General features: G+C 31.0%; 15 protein-coding genes. 10 read left to right on the top strand and 5 right to left on the bottom strand.

Annotation, left to right across the window (positions count from 1 at the left end):
• The first annotated feature begins 233 nt into the window (after nucleotides 1-233).
• From LIX58_RS12075 to yhaM, 5 genes are all read left to right on the top strand, one after another.
• Nucleotides 234-1,364 (top strand): DUF445 domain-containing protein, encoded by a 1,131-nt coding sequence (locus tag LIX58_RS12075; RefSeq protein WP_226386355.1) that lies wholly within the window; start codon nucleotides 234-236, stop codon nucleotides 1,362-1,364.
• A 69-nt stretch (nucleotides 1,365-1,433) separates the two neighbouring features.
• The gene (locus tag LIX58_RS12070) at nucleotides 1,434-1,778 is read left to right on the top strand and encodes a YlbF/YmcA family competence regulator (protein ID WP_126566216.1); all 345 of its coding nucleotides are present in this window, start codon (nucleotides 1,434-1,436) and stop codon (nucleotides 1,776-1,778) included.
• 208 nt (nucleotides 1,779-1,986) lie between these two features.
• On the top strand, nucleotides 1,987-3,183 hold the full coding sequence (locus LIX58_RS12065; RefSeq protein ID WP_154838424.1) for a metallophosphoesterase family protein: 1,197 nt from the start codon (nucleotides 1,987-1,989) through the stop codon (nucleotides 3,181-3,183).
• Nucleotides 3,173-6,109, top strand: coding sequence for an ATP-binding protein (locus LIX58_RS12060; RefSeq protein ID WP_226386354.1), 2,937 nt, complete (start codon nucleotides 3,173-3,175; stop codon nucleotides 6,107-6,109). Before LIX58_RS12065 ends, LIX58_RS12060 begins: the two co-directional genes overlap by 11 nt.
• The gene (gene yhaM, locus LIX58_RS12055) at nucleotides 6,106-7,047 is read left to right on the top strand and encodes a 3'-5' exoribonuclease YhaM (protein ID WP_154838426.1); all 942 of its coding nucleotides are present in this window, start codon (nucleotides 6,106-6,108) and stop codon (nucleotides 7,045-7,047) included. Before LIX58_RS12060 ends, yhaM begins: the two co-directional genes overlap by 4 nt.
• A 90-nt stretch (nucleotides 7,048-7,137) precedes the next feature.
• Here yhaM and LIX58_RS12050 read toward each other — a convergent pair whose 3' ends face one another.
• The 4 genes from LIX58_RS12050 to LIX58_RS12035 all read right to left on the bottom strand — a co-directional run bounded on the left by LIX58_RS12050 (nucleotide 7,138) and on the right by LIX58_RS12035 (nucleotide 10,122).
• Nucleotides 7,138-8,106 carry a peptidylprolyl isomerase gene (locus tag LIX58_RS12050; protein ID WP_126566207.1) on the bottom strand — a complete coding sequence of 323 codons (969 nt, stop codon included), beginning with the start codon at nucleotides 8,104-8,106 and terminating at the stop codon, nucleotides 7,138-7,140.
• A 314-nt stretch (nucleotides 8,107-8,420) separates the two neighbouring features.
• On the bottom strand, nucleotides 8,421-8,978 hold the full coding sequence (locus LIX58_RS12045) for a DUF3267 domain-containing protein (protein ID WP_126566205.1): 558 nt from the start codon (nucleotides 8,976-8,978) through the stop codon (nucleotides 8,421-8,423).
• A gap of 206 nt (nucleotides 8,979-9,184) precedes the next feature.
• Entirely contained in the window at nucleotides 9,185-9,562 is a 378-nt protein-coding gene (locus LIX58_RS12040; protein ID WP_126566203.1) for a YtxH domain-containing protein, read from the bottom strand.
• Between the two features lie 134 nt (nucleotides 9,563-9,696).
• Entirely contained in the window at nucleotides 9,697-10,122 is a 426-nt protein-coding gene (locus tag LIX58_RS12035) for an HIT family protein (RefSeq protein ID WP_126566202.1), read from the bottom strand.
• A 132-nt stretch (nucleotides 10,123-10,254) separates the two neighbouring features.
• Between LIX58_RS12035 and ecsA the strand changes: the two genes are divergently transcribed.
• Complete coding sequence (gene ecsA, locus LIX58_RS12030) at nucleotides 10,255-10,992, top strand: ABC transporter ATP-binding protein EcsA (protein WP_154838427.1); 738 nt, start codon at nucleotides 10,255-10,257, stop codon at nucleotides 10,990-10,992.
• Entirely contained in the window at nucleotides 10,989-12,212 is a 1,224-nt protein-coding gene (ecsB, locus tag LIX58_RS12025; protein WP_154838428.1) for an ABC transporter permease EcsB, read from the top strand. The genes ecsA and ecsB overlap by 4 nt, the downstream gene beginning before the upstream one ends.
• A 72-nt stretch (nucleotides 12,213-12,284) precedes the next feature.
• On the opposite strand, the gene LIX58_RS12020 is transcribed toward ecsB, so the two are convergent.
• Nucleotides 12,285-12,785 carry a signal transduction protein TRAP gene (locus tag LIX58_RS12020; RefSeq protein ID WP_154838429.1) on the bottom strand — a complete coding sequence of 167 codons (501 nt, stop codon included), beginning with the start codon at nucleotides 12,783-12,785 and terminating at the stop codon, nucleotides 12,285-12,287.
• A 282-nt stretch (nucleotides 12,786-13,067) separates the two neighbouring features.
• Between LIX58_RS12020 and hemE the strand changes: the two genes are divergently transcribed.
• Genes hemE through hemY form a run of 3 tightly spaced genes read left to right on the top strand, consistent with a single transcriptional unit; the run spans nucleotide 13,068 to nucleotide 16,488 of the window.
• Nucleotides 13,068-14,105 (top strand): uroporphyrinogen decarboxylase, encoded by a 1,038-nt coding sequence (gene hemE, locus LIX58_RS12015; protein WP_154838430.1) that lies wholly within the window; start codon nucleotides 13,068-13,070, stop codon nucleotides 14,103-14,105.
• 46 nt (nucleotides 14,106-14,151) lie between these two features.
• Nucleotides 14,152-15,075, top strand: a complete 924-nt coding sequence (gene hemH / locus LIX58_RS12010) for a ferrochelatase (protein ID WP_154838431.1) — start codon at nucleotides 14,152-14,154, stop codon at nucleotides 15,073-15,075.
• A gap of 18 nt (nucleotides 15,076-15,093) precedes the next feature.
• A complete protein-coding gene (hemY, locus tag LIX58_RS12005) occupies nucleotides 15,094-16,488 on the top strand; it encodes a protoporphyrinogen oxidase (RefSeq protein ID WP_154838432.1) in 1,395 nt (464 codons plus the stop codon).
• Nucleotides 16,489-16,507: the final 19 nt, after the last annotated feature.

The following is a 16,507-nucleotide window of genomic DNA, read 5'->3' as shown; positions in this document are numbered from 1 at the left end:
ATTAATAAAGTGATAGAAGAATCTATTAATGATTTAATCACTATTTTAAATAATAAATTAGAATGTTGAGACGGATTTGTTGTGAATGTGCAATAAATTCGTCTTTTTAGATACATTGAAGAAATAGTTATAAGCAAATTACAATTAACTTATTTTAGCTATTCAGTCATGAGATTTTAGACAGTGCATGATATAATTTGCTTAATGTTATAACACAATAAGGAGAATAACCAATGCAAGCTTTTTTAGTAATACTTTTTATGATTGTAGTGGGGGCGGTCATTGGTGGCGTGACCAATGTAATTGCGATTCGCATGTTATTTCACCCCTATAAGCCTCATTACATCTTTAAAATGCGTATTCCATTTACGCCAGGGCTTATTCCTAAACGTAGAGATGAAATTGCGACTAAGATTGGGCAAGTCATCGAAGAACATCTCATTACCGAGTCCGTTATTCATAATAAATTAAATGAACCTAATACAAGAGCAACGATTAATGAATTTGTTGTTGAACAAATTTCTAAACTTAGACGTGATGATGCGACGATTCGAAATTTTGCACATAATTTTGATATTGATATCGATTATCTAATTAATGATAAATTAGATGACACAATTTCTAATAAACTAAATCAATATTATCAAGAGCATCGCCATGTACCTATCGCAGAGATTTTACCTCAAGAAGCTATTTCAATGATTGATGATAAGATGGAGAACGTCGGTGATTTATTATGTGAAAGAGCACGTATCTATTTATCTTCAGACAAAGGCGCTCGCGATATTTACGATATGTTAGATACATTTTTTGCTGAAAAAGGAAAAATTGTTGGTCTGTTACAAATGTTTATGACTAAAGAGAGCATTGCCGACAGAATACAACATGAATTAATACGTTTAACAAGTCATCCTAAGGCGAAAGGCATTATTGATCAAGTCATTCATAATGAGTATGAAACACTAAAAAATCAATCTTTAGGACAAGTGGTAAAAGAAGAGCAATTTTCAAAAATATCTGAGTCTACAACTCAATGGCTAACATCTTATTTAAATTTAAATGATAAAGTAAATACGCCATTTAGCGATTTGGCACCTCAATTTATTAATTATTTAGAAGTAGAAATTGCTAATAAAATTACAAATTTAGTTGTTGAACAAGCGTCAAAACATGTTTCAACAATTATGGAAAAAATTAATTTACGTAAATTAGTAGAAGACCAAATTAATACATTTGATTTGGATTATATTGAACGTTTAATTATTGAGATTGCGAATAAAGAACTTAAATTAATTATGTCATTAGGCTTTATTTTAGGAGGAATTATTGGTTTCTTCCAAGGTCTAGTCGCAATCTTTGTCTAACGAACCATAATATGTTATGGTAATAAAGAGTTGTTAAAACATCATTACACGAAGGAGTGCAATATAGACATGGCAGTAAATTTATATGATTACGCAAACAATTTAGAACAAGCTTTAAGAGATAGCGATGAATACAAAGCAATTAAAGATGCTTTCTCTAAAGTTAAAGACAATGAAGAATCTAAAAAATTATTTGATGAGTTCCGCGAAACTCAATTAAACTTCCAACAAAAACAAATGCAAGGTGAAGAAATTCCTGAGGAAGATTTAGCTAAAGCTCAAGAACAAGCTCAAGCAATTGAAAAAGATGAAAATATTTCTGAATTAATGCAAGCTGAACAAAAAATGAGCCAAGTATTCCAAGAAATTAATCAAATTATCGTAAAACCTTTAGATGAAATCTACGCTGACTAATTAATAGCTTAGGTTTTAGATAATGAAATGTTTATATAAAGACTGATAGAGTAATTGTCAGTCTAAAGCTACAAAACTTTCTACTTATAGAAAGTCTTGTAGCTTTTTTTAATGTTTAATGTTCATCGACCCAAATAAAATAAGATATGATAAAATATATAAATACATAATAGAGACATCTAATCCTAATACTAAGGAGCCTAAACTGATGATTAAATTTATTCACTGTGCGGATTTGCACCTTGATAGTCCTTTCAAATCTAAAAGCCATTTAGCGCCAAAGATTTTTGAAGATGTGCAAAATAGTGCTTATGAAAGTTTTAAAAATATCGTAGACATTGCTCTTAAAGAAGAAGTAGATTTTTTACTTATTGTAGGAGACTTATTTGATCAAGAGAATCGTACTTTACGTGCTGAAGTATTCTTAAAAGAACAATTTAAACGTTTAGAAAAAGAACAAATCTTTGTATACATAGTCCATGGGAATCATGACCCATTAACTGAAAGAATTACAGATGATTGGCCTAATAATGTATCTGTCTTTTCAAATAGAGTTGAAACATATCAAGCGATAACTAAAGATGGCGAAACAATTAATATACATGGTTTTAGTTATCAAAATAATGCAAGTTATGAAAATAAAATTGATGAATATCCATCTAGCCAAGGTGCTAACGGCATTCATATTGGTATGCTTCATGGCACATATAGTAAATCAAGTGCTGAAAATCGCTACACAGAATTTATTTTAGAAGACTTAAAAAGTAAACTTTATCATTATTGGGCACTGGGCCATATTCATGAACGTCAAGAATTAAGCGATATGCCGCCAATTCATTATTCAGGTAATATTCAAGGTAGACATTTTGGAGAGCAAGGAGAAAAAGGTTGTTTGCTTGTTGAAGGGGATAGCCTAAAACTTACAACGAAATTTATTCCTACACAATCTATTCGTTTCGATACAGCTACAATTGAGACGGATAAAACGAATAAACAAGGCATCTATGAAGTAGTACAACAATTCAAAGATAGTGTGCGTTCTCAAGGGAAAGCATTCTATAGACTGACTTTAGATATAGATAGCGAAAAAGCGATATCACCTCAAGATATTAGCCAAATCAAAGCTATGATTGATGAGTATGAAGAAAATGAGAATCACTTTATAGTCATTGAAGATTTAATATTTAATTATATTCAAAACGAAGACGCGCCACTTGTTCGAGAATTCTCAAAAGAATTAATTGATGACACTAAGTTATTCGAAGAAGCGATGACTGAACTATATTTAAATCCTAGAGCTTCCAAATATTTAGATGATTATACTAATTTCGATAAAGTTGAGTTAGTTAATCGAGCTGAGAAATTATTGAAAGAAGACATGCGAGGTGATAACTATGATCATTAAATCACTTGAAATCTATGGATATGGTAAATTTGTAGAACGAAAGATTACTTTTAACGATTCATTTACTGAAATTTATGGTGAAAATGAGGCAGGTAAATCTACTATTCAAGCATTTATCCATTCAATATTATTTGGATTTCCAACGAAAAAAGAGAAAGAACCACGTCTAGAACCTCGTATGGGTAATCAATATGGTGGGAAACTTACACTCATCTTTGATGATAAATCCGAAGTAGTTGTTGAACGTATTAAAGGAAGTGCGCAAGGGGACGTTAAAGTTTATCTTGAAAATGAACTTATTCGTGATGAAGCATGGTTGAAGAAGAAACTAAATCATATTTCTAAAAAAACATATCAAGGCATATTTTCTTTTAATGTTTTAGGTTTACAAGATATACATCGCAATATGGATGAAAAGCAATTACAAAATTATCTATTAGAAGCAGGTGCGCTTGGTTCATCTGAATTCACTTCAATGGGAAATATGATTGCCCAAAAGAAAGCTACACTTTATAAAAAAGCAGGGAAGAATCCGATTTTAAATCAACAAATTGAAGATTTAAAACAGATAGAATTACAAATTAGAAATGAAGAAGCGAAGTTAAACGAGTATCATCGTTTAATAGATGATAGAGATAAATCTCAACGTCATTTAACGCATCTTAAAGATAATTTAACTCAATTATCTAAAATGCATGAAAATAAACAAAAAGAACTCGCTATTCATCCGCAAGCACAAGAGTGGAAAAGTTTAGAACAAAAGTTAAATATCGAGCCACTTAAATTCCCTGAAAAAGGGATTGAACGATACGAAACGGCTGCCCGTTATAAGCAATCATTAGAAAAAGACATCAGTATACAAGAAGAGAGATTAAAGAAAGTTGAAAGAGACTTTAATGAAATTGAACTTCCAACAGAAGAAGCAGTTAACAATTTCTATCGTTTATCTCAAGAAGAAAGTGCTATTCAACAAAATGAATTAAAAGTTGCATCACTGAATAAAGAGATCGATGACTCTCAAAGAGAACAACAAACACTAAAAACAAATTTAGGCTGGCAAGATGTCCATCATGAAACAGATACGTCTGAAGCAATGAAGAACTATGTGAGCCAAAAAATTAAAGAACGTAACGAGCAAGAAAGTCAGAAACAACAAATTGAAAGAATCATTGACGAAATTAAAATCGAACAACAAGCGAATGCTAAAGAGATTACAACGCTAGAAAAAGAATTAGTTTCCGAAACGTCACTTGAAAAGAAAAAAGAATATAATCAACAAAAATTAGAACTTCATGAAAAAGAAAATTTATACAACAAATTAAAAGAAACATTTGAAAATGAAAAAGAAAGAAAGAATAAACGTAATTGGTGGTTAAGAGTTAGTTTTATTGTTTTAAGCTTAATTGGTTTAGGATTAACTATCTTTTCATTTATTACAGCCAATATGATATTTGGAATCATCTTTACTATTCTTACAATATTATTTGTCGTTGGCATATTCATGACGAAATCAAAAGACGTGGATTATAGTGAAACGTTTAGTGATGAAATTAGTAACTTAGAACAACAAATAAAAGAATTAGAAGCAAATTATGATTTAAACTTTGATTTAGATCAACAATATCATCTTCGTGAACGTTGGAATAACGCTACTAAAAGTAAAAATGTCTTAATTAATAAATCAGCACATCAGCAAAAGTTATTAGATAAAACAAATAAGGACTTGAATGAGATATCTAGCAATTTACAAGAAGTTAAGACTGATATTAAATTACCTGAAAAAATGACTGATGAGTTATTAATTGGTAGTTTCACTACAATGAATCAATTAAAGACAAACGATAATCATCTGAAAGATTTAATTAAACAAAGAGATGAATTAAATCAAAAATTAGTTTCATTTTATGAAAAAGCGCAAAACCAAATTGCTCATGAGTTAACTCACTTTAATAAAATATCTTTATTTAATGACATGAAAAAGTGGCTTTCTACCTACGAAGCAAATAAAGAAAAGAAAAATCAATTGCAAAATCAACTTCAATTATTAGGAAATGAAATAAAACAGTTAAAACTTAGATTAACTGAAAATGACGAAACACTTCAATCATTGTTTAACTTCATTAATGTAGATAATGAAACAGATTATTATCAACATTATGAGCAATATCAACAGTATCAACAAAATTTAGCGCGTTTTAATGATTTAACTACTTATTTAGAAAATCACCACTTTTCTTATGAGGATAGCTCTATTTTAAGTAGTAAAACAACGGTTCAAGTGGAAGATGAAGATCAGTTGTTAGCGCAACAAGTAGATGATTATAATGATCAGTATTTAGGGAAACAAATGGAAGTAAGCGAATTAACTGCACAAATTAATCAAATGGAAACAGATAAGACGTTATCAGAACTACGTCATAACTATCATAGTTTAAAAAATAAAATGAACTCCATCGCTAAAGACTGGGCTAGTTTAAGTTATTTAGAAGCGCTAGTAAATGAGCACATTAAGCAAATTAAAGATAAACGTTTACCACAAGTAATAAATGAAGCCATTACTATCTTTAAATCTTTAACAAATGATAATTATAATTTGATTACTTACGAAAATGATTCAATCATGGTCAAACATCATAATGGACAGATGTACCATCCATTAGAATTAAGTCAATCAACAAAAGAATTATTATATATAGCGTTAAGAATTAGTTTAATCAAAGTATTACGACCATATTATCCATTCCCAATCATAATAGATGATGCGTTCGTACATTTTGATAAACAAAGAAAATCAATGATGTTAAACTATTTAAGAGAGTTAGCATATGATTATCAAGTGCTTTACTTCACATGCACAAAAGATACTACGATTCCTTCTAAAGAAATGCTGATATTAAATAAAATAGAGGAAGGCGGTAAACGATGAGAAACGTAGAGAAATTAAATCCAGGAGATTCAGTTGAAAATTTCTTCATGATTCATAGAGCAACACAAGGCGTTACTGCTCAGGGAAAAGATTATATGACGCTTTTCTTACAAGATAAAAGTGGCGATATAGAATCAAAACTGTGGACAGTTACAAAAGAAGAAATGCAAATTTTGAAACCTGAAGAAATTGTTTGGGTTAAAGGTGATGTTATTAATTACCGAGGACGCAAACAAATGAAAATCAATCAAATTAGATTGGCTAAACCTGAAGAAGGATTTAAAGCGCAAGATTTTATTGATGGTGCACCTTTAACACCAGCTGAATTACAAGAAGAAATTTCACATTATATATTAGATATTGAAAATGCGACTTTACAACGTATTACACGTCACTTATTAAAAAAATATCAAGACAGATTTTTCACTTATCCTGCAGCAAGTTCACATCATCATAATTTTGCGAGTGGCTTAAGCTATCATGTTTTAACAATGTTACGAATCGCTAAATCACTATGTGATATTTATCCATTATTAAATCGTAGTTTACTTTATAGTTCTATCATCTTACATGATTTAGGAAAAGTGAGAGAACTAAGCGGTCCTGTAGCGACGACATATACCGTTGAAGGTAATTTACTTGGTCATATTTCAATCGCAAGTGATGAAGTAGCCGAAGCTGCTAAAGAACTTGGCATAGAAAGCGAAGAAGTCATGTTGTTACGTCACATGATTTTAGCGCATCACGGTAAAATGGAATTCGGTTCTCCTAAATTACCACATTTAAAAGAAGCGGAAATTTTATTCTTCATCGATAATATTGATGCAAAAATGAACATGTTTGAAAAAGCTTTCAAGAAAACAGAAAAAGGGCAATTTACAGAACGTATTTTTGGTATGGAAAATCGTCAATTCTACAACCCAGAGAAACTAGATTAAAAATAAAATATCTTGATAATACAAAAAACGATAGTTGCAACTTCAATCAGTTGCAACTATCGTTTTTAATAACTTTTTAACTTTTGAAAATTATGAAGATAGGCCAGCAGATGAGCTATCTTGTTGAGATTGTTGCTGTTTTAATTTGTCTGGATTTAAAATCGTATTTTCTACAGCTTTTTTAATGTCTCTATCTTTATAGTCTACATTGTATTCTTTAAGTAAGTCTTTATATGCATTAGTTAATAATTTAGGATCTTTTTGAACTTTTTGCTCAATGATCTTAGTTTTTAGACTAGATTTTTCTTTATCAAAGTCGTCTTCTTTATCGGCTTTAATAATATGGTAACCATAATCTGTTTTGACAACGTCTGATACTTGGCCTTCTTTAAGTTTGAATAAGGCTTTTTCAAAACTGCTTACCATTTGGCCTTTAACAACATAACCTAATGAACCGTCTTTTTTAGCACTAGATGTATCCATTGATTCTTTTTTAGCGATTTCTCCAAATTTGCTTGGATTTTTTTCAACTTCTTTTTGTATTTCTTCAGCTTTAGCTTTAGCTTTCTTATCACTTAAGCCTTCTTTATCGCTATCACTTGATTTAACTTTAATTAAAATGTGTGAAGCTTTTTTAGTATTATCTTTTATTTCTTTATCAGATACTTTGATTTTGTCTGCTAATAATTGTTTTTGATAAGCAGCTAGTTTTTTCTGTTCTTTATAATCATTTAAAGTCATACCTTGTTGTTTAAGCATGCTTTCAAATTGATCTTTACCACCATACTGTTTTTCTTCTTTTTTAATATTATTGTCAATATCTTTAGTATCGACTTTATCTTTGTATTTATCAGCTAAAATTTTATTTAAGGCAATGCTAAATGAAGTACTTGCAATTTGATCATCGCCAATTTTATTCATTACATCCTTAACTTTTACATCTCCAGCTTTTGAAGAAATAAGCGTATTACTTTCCGAATCAGTAGAATGATTACCACAAGCACCTAAAAGCAGGGCACTTGCTGTTACCGGAACAATTAATTTATTCATAATTTTCATAGTTGATAGCTCCTTTTACATTAATAACAACGTAACTATAACATATTCTAAGCGCTTCACCAATTAGAAACCAACGCACTACTACCAAAGTAGTAGTGCCTATACGACTTAAGAATTAAAAAAAGCTGAGACAAAGTAGATTGTCTCAGCCTTCGCTAACATATAGGCAGATTTACATGTTGACCATAACCTCTCGAAAAGAAAGCCCACTGGGGTTGGGGCCCCAACAAAAAGACTTTCAAAAAGAAAGTCCACAAGCAAAGCAAGTTGGGGTTGTAAAGAAATTATCTAAATTTCTGTTCCACTCCTAAATATTAATATGGTGAATGGTAGGGTACTTTATTTAAAATACTGATGCCTGTTTGATGTTCTTCAATAAACTGTCCTTCATTAGAAAAAATAATTATTTTCAAATATAAAAAATCCATAACTGAAATGCCAGAATTTAATGCTAATAAAAACATAAAATAATGTCCATATTCTGGAAAACGCGTAGTTAAGAATATTAAAATACTTGTAATAGTTAAAAAAGGCATAACTAAATTAATACAAAAATAAATTTTGTGCACAGGTGTGCTGACATACGTATTAAAATATGGTAAATAACGCTTTTTATTTAATTTATGCGCTCTAAAAGATTTGAAATAAGGTAAAAAGAATAACAAATGAATAAATTTGTGAATAGGATACATCATAAATAAAAAAAATAATAAAATTAAAAAGTATCTATCTGATAACGGTGTATCAACAAAGTAATACATAATTTCATAGCTTACTAAAAACGCAATCACCGTAGTTACAAAGCTAAGAAATGCTATTCTTGGTATCCCAAAACGAGCGTGAATATCGATTTGCTGTTTGCATAGAAACATAATTCCACCTCTTAATAGGTCATATATACGCTAAGTATTATCTAACTTACTATAGATAAAATCAAGATAATATTTACACATACCGGCAAAGTGAAGAAGCTATTTTTTATTTCATTCAGTTAAAAATGAAATTAATAAACAAAAAAGAGTAAAACAGAAATCTTTAAATAGATTCCTATTTTACTCCTCATTAACTATCAACAATATTATTTTTTATCCTTTGAAAATGTATTGCTGATTTCTTCACCGCGATTTTGCAGATTTTCAATATGTGACTTTAATTTTTCAATATTAGGATTGATATCTGATTTAAAGTCACCAATTAATGATTTGAATTCATCGCCAATCTCGCTACCATATTGCACACCGTCATTTTTTACTTGTTTACTATAATCAATGATGTTGTGGAAACTGCGTTTAACTGACTCGATTTCGCGTTCTAATTCAGAACGAGCACCAGTTGGCACTTTAACGCCATTAGTATCGCCTTCAATTACGCCACGATCATCACGGTTCATCCATGAAACAGCGACACCAGCTGCTACGCCAACACCAATACCAAATAATACGCGTGTTACTTTCATATTATATTCTCCTCACTTAATATATCGTCATTTTAATAAGTTTAAATTAAATTATTAGTTTAATATCGTAAATTTAATTTTTTAAAACTCAATTTAATTTTATATTACCCTTTAAAGACATACAATATGCAGAATTATTCAAATTGAGCTTTAATCTGCTCTGCAATTTCTTTTTTCTTATTATCGTCAATTTCATCTTCATGCGTATTCCATTTATAACCAAAGCCATCAATATCATTTTCATAACGTGGTAAGAAATGGAAATGAAGATGGAATACAGATTGATCAGCAAATTCGCCATTATTTTGAATAATGTTTAAACCATCAGGATTGAATGCTTTTTTAATAGCATTTGCTACTTTCGGTATTGCAGCACCAATATGTTTCATTGTTTCTTCATCTGTTTCAAAAATATTTGCAGAAGCTTTTTTAGGAATTAATAAAGTATGACCTTTAGTCACTTGAGAAATATCTAAAAAAGCGTATACGTACTCATTTTCATAAACTTTATAACTTGGAATTTCGCCAGTTAAAATTTTACCAAATACTGTTTCTGCCATTTGAATACACTCCTTATGCCTTATTTTATTCAATATTATATCATTACTGTATTAAAATTTCGTTAGTAAGCTATAGCTAACTTTAGTAGTTAGAGAATGATTTTGGTACAATGTAAGTCATGGAGGTGCCTTATGACAGTAAAAGTTGAACATCTTACAGGAGGTTACGGCAAACGTCCTGTAATTGAAGATATAAATTTTGAATTAAAAGAGGGAGAAATCGTAGGCTTAATAGGGCTTAATGGGGCAGGTAAAAGTACAACAATTAAGCATATGTTGGGATTATTAACGCCTATGGAAGGTACGCTCTCTATTTCAGATACAAATATCACCGATGATATTGAAGTTTATCGCAGAAAGTTATCCTATATACCTGAGTCACCAGTGATTTATGAAGAATTAACATTAGAAGAGCATATCGCTATGACGGCAATGGCGTATCAAATTAGTGAAGAAGAAGCTATGAAACGTGCTCGTCCGTTACTAAAAACATTTAGATTAGAAAATGAACTTAAAGTCTTCCCGAGTCACTTTTCAAAAGGGATGAAACAAAAAGTTATGATTATTTGTGCCTTTATTGTTAATCCTGAACTATATATTATCGATGAACCATTCTTAGGACTCGATCCTTTAGGTATTCAGTCTATGCTTGATTTAATGGTAGAGAAGAAGAATGAAGGACGAACAGTATTGATGAGTACGCATATTCTAGCAACGGCAGAACGTTATTGTGACCGCTTCATTATTCTAGATAAAGGTAGAGTTGTAGGCTTTGGCAATTTAGACCAACTCCGTGAGCAAACAGGCTTAAATCACCATACACTTGATGACATTTATATTCATGTTACACAAGGTGGGCAACATACATGAATAAATCAGCTATAGCATTATTTCAACAGCGTCATAAAGCGATTCGTAAGGAAAAAAGCTATTATAATAAATTTATATTTAATGGGCATTTCTCAGTATTCTTATTAATACTACTTGGCGCGTTCATTCTTGGTTATGGCCAATGGTTAAAACATATGCCAACACACATCGATTATGCCTTGTTTGCGAGTCTTGTTTTAGCAATCACATCTATATTTCCAATGAGAACTTTTTTAAAAGATGCTGACCGTATATTCCTTTTACCGTTTGAGAAGCACATGAAAGAATATATGAATTTAAGCTTAAGATATAGCTATTTCAACCGAATCATTATCCAAATCATTTTATTAATCGTGTTATTTCCATTATTTTACAAACTTAATCATGGACTAAGTTTAGGCTATATTTTCTTTATCGTTTTAGTCCTTATTCATCCGTTTCTTGCTTTATTACTAAGATGGAAGTGGTACCAATCACATTTACAAAGTTGGTCTCTTAATATCATTTTATTTGTACTTAATGGATTAGCATATTATTTAGTGTTAGGTCATCAAATGTACTGGGGAATTATTTTTACAATTATATTAGTGCTAGCGATTTTCTTACTTCCGAAAATGAAGCATAGCTACTTATTCCCATGGGAACGCATGATATTAATTGAAGAACGTCATCATACAAATTACTATAAATTCGTTAATATGTTTACTGATGTTAAACATTTAAAAGAAAGTGCAGTAAGACGACAATATTTGGACTTCTTGTTACCAACGCCTAAAGGACAACGTTTTAACTCTAAAAATATGTATTTATATTTATTTACGCGTAGCTTCATGAGGGGAAGAGATGCATTTACAATCATCTTAAGATTACTTGTGATTGCACTTATTTTGATGATTTGGTTATCATTCCCAATTGTTACAGTGATTATTGGAAGCCTATTTATGTACATTATTTTATTACAAATGTCTCAATTCTATACTCAACAAGCATATGGATTATGGCCTCAAGTTTGGCCGGTATCAGATGCAGAAGTGATTAAAGGCTATGAAAAGTTCTTATATCGTTTAATGATAATCATTGGGGTTATTTTCTCCATAACGTTTGTTATCATTTATCCGCAATACTTTATCTTCGCGATTGTCTTCTTTATAGTAGGATGGCTTACTATTCGCAGTACAATCAAAAAATTACAATATCAAGAATCTTTACTAAAAGATTAAATAAAAAAGGTTGTCTCAAGTTAGTGAGAAATACATCTCAATTAACTAAGACAACCTTTATTTTTTATAATACTAATCTTTAATTGGGTATAAATATCTTTCAAAATAGCTAGAATGTTGTGCACTTGAACCAAAGTAGCGTCTTAACGCTTCTTTTGAAAAGTAATCTTTAAATAAATCTGATTCTTTAAAGTCTTGGTATGTTTGACGATTAGCAAAGCCAAAGTATACTTTATAAGTTGTGCCTTCCTCAGGTTTTAGGAAGCGGTAACTTTTAAAACCAGCGAAGTTTTCTAATTTTAAATCTAAATTTTCAAGTTTCTTTTCTAATTGATATGAATGATCATCTGAAGTTGGGATGAATAATGCTGAATAAAAATGATCATTACTTAATTCGTTGATTTCAACGACTGTATCATAAACAGTAGGGTGCTTTAATATTGATTTATCTTCTGTTTCCTCAATAATGACAGAAGAATCATCCGTAGAAAATAAAAATAAATTTCTTTCTGGGTTATTTAAGCGGATTTGATTTAAGTAACCATAAGTTCCGTAAGTTGTATATATTTTCATGAATCATACCTCCCTTATTGCTTTTATTATACGATTAAATAGGGATTGTTGCTATATCAATTATTTATATAATTTAATTATTTTAAAGTTAAAATAGACCTTATGAATGATAGTTTTGTTTATATTAAATAGTTTATAATTACTGTTAAAAGTAATTTTATATTCATTAAATATATATACTAAAGTGCTATGTCATTTTTATGACATTTAATGTAGTATAAACGATAAAATAAACGTGATATGATATTATAGATAAGAATGATTTTAATTTAGGAGGATATTATGGTGCATAATAAAAATAATACGATTTTACAAACAATAAAAGGTGAACAGACATCCCATACACCTGTATGGTTTATGCGCCAAGCTGGAAGATCACAACCAGAATATCGCAAATTGAAAGAGAAGTACTCACTGTTTGAAATAACACACCAACCAGAATTATGTGCTTATGTAACACATTTACCAGTAGACAATTATAATACGGATGCTGCTATTCTTTATAAAGATATTATGACGCCACTTAAACCAATTGGGGTAGATGTGGAAATTAAATCAGGCATTGGTCCAGTTATTCATAATCCAATTAAATCTGTTAAAGATGTAGAAAAACTTACTCAGATAGATCCTAAAAGAGATGTACCTTATGTATTAGAAACAATTAAAATTCTTACCCAAGAAAAACTAAATGTTCCATTAATCGGTTTTACTGGTGCACCATTTACATTGGCTTCATATATGATTGAAGGCGGACCTTCTAAGAATCACAACTTTACGAAAGCAATGATGTATGGAGATGAAGAAACGTGGTTTGCGTTAATGAATCACCTTGTAGAGATCTCTATTGATTATGTGGCAGCTCAAGTTGAAGCAGATGCTGAATTGATTCAAATTTTTGATTCATGGGTAGGTGCACTTAATGTTGAAGACTATCGCTACTATATTAAACCATCTATGACACAATTAATTAATGGTATTAAATCACGTTATGATGTTCCGGTTATTCTATTCGGTGTTGGAGCGAGTCACTTAATTAATGAATGGAATGATTTACCAATTGATGTTCTAGGTTTAGATTGGCGTACATCCATTACACAAGCGAATCATTTAGGCGTTAATAAAACACTTCAAGGCAATTTAGATCCATCTTTATTACTTGCGCCTTGGGAAGTTCTTGAGAAAAGAATTAAATCTATTCTTGACGAAGGATTAGAAAGAGGTCAACATATCTTTAATTTAGGACACGGTGTTTTTCCAGAAGTTCAACCAGATACACTTAAACGCGTGACACAATTTGTGCATGATTACACACAAAAATAATCATTGTTAATATAGCAATTTATAATAAAAGGGAAGGTTTTATATAATGACTAAGACAGTAGGTTTATTAGTTATGGCGTATGGCACACCATACAAAGAAAGCGATATTGAACCATATTACACAGATATTAGACATGGTAAAAAACCATCTGAAGAAGAACTTCAAGATTTAAAAGAGCGCTATGAATTTATTGGAGGACTTTCTCCATTAGCAGGTACAACTGACCGTCAAGCTGAAGCATTGAAAGAGGCTTTAAACGATGAATATGAAGACGTGGAATTCAAATTGTATTTAGGATTAAAACACATTTCTCCTTTTATTGAAGAAGCGGTTGAAAAAATGAATAAAGATGGTATTGAAGAAGCGGTAACTGTAGTGCTAGCGCCTCATTATTCAAGCTTCTCAGTTGGTTCTTATAATAAACGTGCGAAAGAAGAAGCGGATAAATACGGTATTAAACTTTATCATGTTGAACACTACTATCAACAACCTAAATTTATTGAATATTGGACTAATAAAATTAATGAAACGTTAGAACAAATTCCTAGTGAAGAACATGATGAAACAGTTTTAGTTGTATCTGCACATAGTTTACCTAAAGGTCTTATTGAAAAAAATAACGACCCTTATCCAAATGAACTACAAGATACAATGAAACGCTTAGCATCTTCATCTAATATTTTACATGTGGCGCAAGGCTGGCAATCTGAAGGGAATACAGGCACGCCATGGTTAGGGCCTGACGTTCAAGATTTAACACGTGACCTTTACAACGAACATCATTATAAAAACTTTATTTATACTCCTGTTGGTTTCGTATGTGAACATTTAGAAGTTTTGTATGATAACGATTATGAATGTAAAGTTGTATGTGAGGAAGTAGGCGCAAATTATTACCGCCCAGCTATGCCAGATACACATCCATTATTTATTGGTGCAATCGTTGATGAAGTAAAAACAGTTTTTTAATAAAGGAAGGGACTCATAGTGAGTAAAAAAGTTGCAATTATAGGTGCTGGAATTACTGGATTAGCTAGCGCATATTATTTTAAACATTATAAACCAGAGATTGATGTAACTATTTTTGAAGCAACTCAAAGACCTGGTGGTAAAATTCAAACTTATCGCAAAGATGGCTATACGATTGAACTTGGGCCAGAATCTTACTTAGGGCGCAAGACGATTATGACGGATATTGCTAAAGATATCGGCTTAGAAGATGATTTAATCACTAATCAAACAGGTCAGTCTTACATTTTTGCGAAGAATAAACTTTATCCTATTCCTGGTGGCTCAATCATGGGCATTCCAACAGATATTAAACCATTTCTTAAAACGAGATTAATTTCGCCACTTGGAAAGTTAAGAGCAGGTCTAGATTTATTTAAATCTCCAATCCAAATGAAGGATGATATATCAGTAGGGGAGTTCTTTAGACGACGCTTAGGAAATGAAATTCTTGAAAATCTAATTGAGCCACTTATGGGTGGTATATATGGTACAGACATAGACAATTTAAGTCTTATGAGTACATTTCCTAATTTTAAAGAAAAAGAAGAAGAATTTGGTAGTTTAATTAAAGGAATGCAACATGAAAAGGCAGAGCGCATTAAGCAGCGCCAATTATATCCAGGCGCGCCTAAAGGCCAATTTAAACAATTTAGACATGGGCTAAGTTCTTTTATTGAAGCATTAGAAGAAGATGTGACATCTAAAGGCGTAACAATTCGCTACAATACCCCTGTCGACGATATAAAAATCAATGAAGATAATTATGAAATAGTTACCAATAGTGGAAGCGAACCATTTGATGGTGTCTTAGTCACAACACCTCATCACACTTTCATGAAATGGTTTAATCACGATCAGGCGTTTAATTACTTTAATTCAATGGATTCAACTACGGTAGCGACGGTTGTATTCGCATTCGATGAAAAGAACATCGAGAATACGTATGATGGTACAGGGTTTGTTATCGCAAGAACAAGTCATACGAATATAACTGCTTGTACATGGACTACGAAAAAATGGCCATTTACAACCCCTGAAGGCAAAGTTTTAATACGTGCTTATGTAGGTAAACCTGGTGATACTGTAGTAGATGATCATACAGATGAAGAAATAGCAGCGATTGCTCGTCGTGATTTGAATAAAATGATGACCTTCAAAGGTGATCCAGATTTTACTATCGTCAATCGTTTGCCAAAAAGTATGCCACAATACCATATCGGCCATATTAAACAAATACGTGAAATCCAGAATCATGTGAAAGCAACGTATAAAGGTTTGCGAATTACTGGTGCACCCTTTGAAGCAGTAGGACTACCTGACTGTATTCAACAAGGGAAAAATGCAGTAGAAGAACTTATAGATGAATTATAAATGGATAATATTAGAACAC

The organism is Staphylococcus sp. Marseille-Q1834, assembly GCF_916858875.1.
Lineage (GTDB): Bacteria > Bacillota > Bacilli > Staphylococcales > Staphylococcaceae > Staphylococcus > Staphylococcus pragensis.
Note: the sequence above shows the minus strand (reverse complement) of the source record. Positions and strands in the feature narration are given on the sequence as shown.

What these genes read in the sequence shown, in the direction of transcription:
- LIX58_RS12075 (WP_226386355.1), top strand. Translation starts at nt 234, where the DNA reads ATGCAAGCTTTTTTAGTAATACTTTTTATGATTGTAGTGGGGGCGGTC.
- LIX58_RS12070 (WP_126566216.1), top strand. Translation starts at nt 1,434, where the DNA reads ATGGCAGTAAATTTATATGATTACGCAAACAATTTAGAACAAGCTTTA.
- LIX58_RS12065 (WP_154838424.1), top strand. Translation starts at nt 1,987, where the DNA reads ATGATTAAATTTATTCACTGTGCGGATTTGCACCTTGATAGTCCTTTC.
- LIX58_RS12060 (WP_226386354.1), top strand. Translation starts at nt 3,173, where the DNA reads ATGATCATTAAATCACTTGAAATCTATGGATATGGTAAATTTGTAGAA.
- yhaM (WP_154838426.1), top strand. Translation starts at nt 6,106, where the DNA reads ATGAGAAACGTAGAGAAATTAAATCCAGGAGATTCAGTTGAAAATTTC.
- LIX58_RS12050 (WP_126566207.1), bottom strand. Translation starts at nt 8,106, where the DNA reads ATGAAAATTATGAATAAATTAATTGTTCCGGTAACAGCAAGTGCCCTG.
- LIX58_RS12045 (WP_126566205.1), bottom strand. Translation starts at nt 8,978, where the DNA reads ATGTTTCTATGCAAACAGCAAATCGATATTCACGCTCGTTTTGGGATA.
- LIX58_RS12040 (WP_126566203.1), bottom strand. Translation starts at nt 9,562, where the DNA reads ATGAAAGTAACACGCGTATTATTTGGTATTGGTGTTGGCGTAGCAGCT.
- LIX58_RS12035 (WP_126566202.1), bottom strand. Translation starts at nt 10,122, where the DNA reads ATGGCAGAAACAGTATTTGGTAAAATTTTAACTGGCGAAATTCCAAGT.
- ecsA (WP_154838427.1), top strand. Translation starts at nt 10,255, where the DNA reads ATGACAGTAAAAGTTGAACATCTTACAGGAGGTTACGGCAAACGTCCT.
- ecsB (WP_154838428.1), top strand. Translation starts at nt 10,989, where the DNA reads ATGAATAAATCAGCTATAGCATTATTTCAACAGCGTCATAAAGCGATT.
- LIX58_RS12020 (WP_154838429.1), bottom strand. Translation starts at nt 12,785, where the DNA reads ATGAAAATATATACAACTTACGGAACTTATGGTTACTTAAATCAAATC.
- hemE (WP_154838430.1), top strand. Translation starts at nt 13,068, where the DNA reads ATGGTGCATAATAAAAATAATACGATTTTACAAACAATAAAAGGTGAA.
- hemH (WP_154838431.1), top strand. Translation starts at nt 14,152, where the DNA reads ATGACTAAGACAGTAGGTTTATTAGTTATGGCGTATGGCACACCATAC.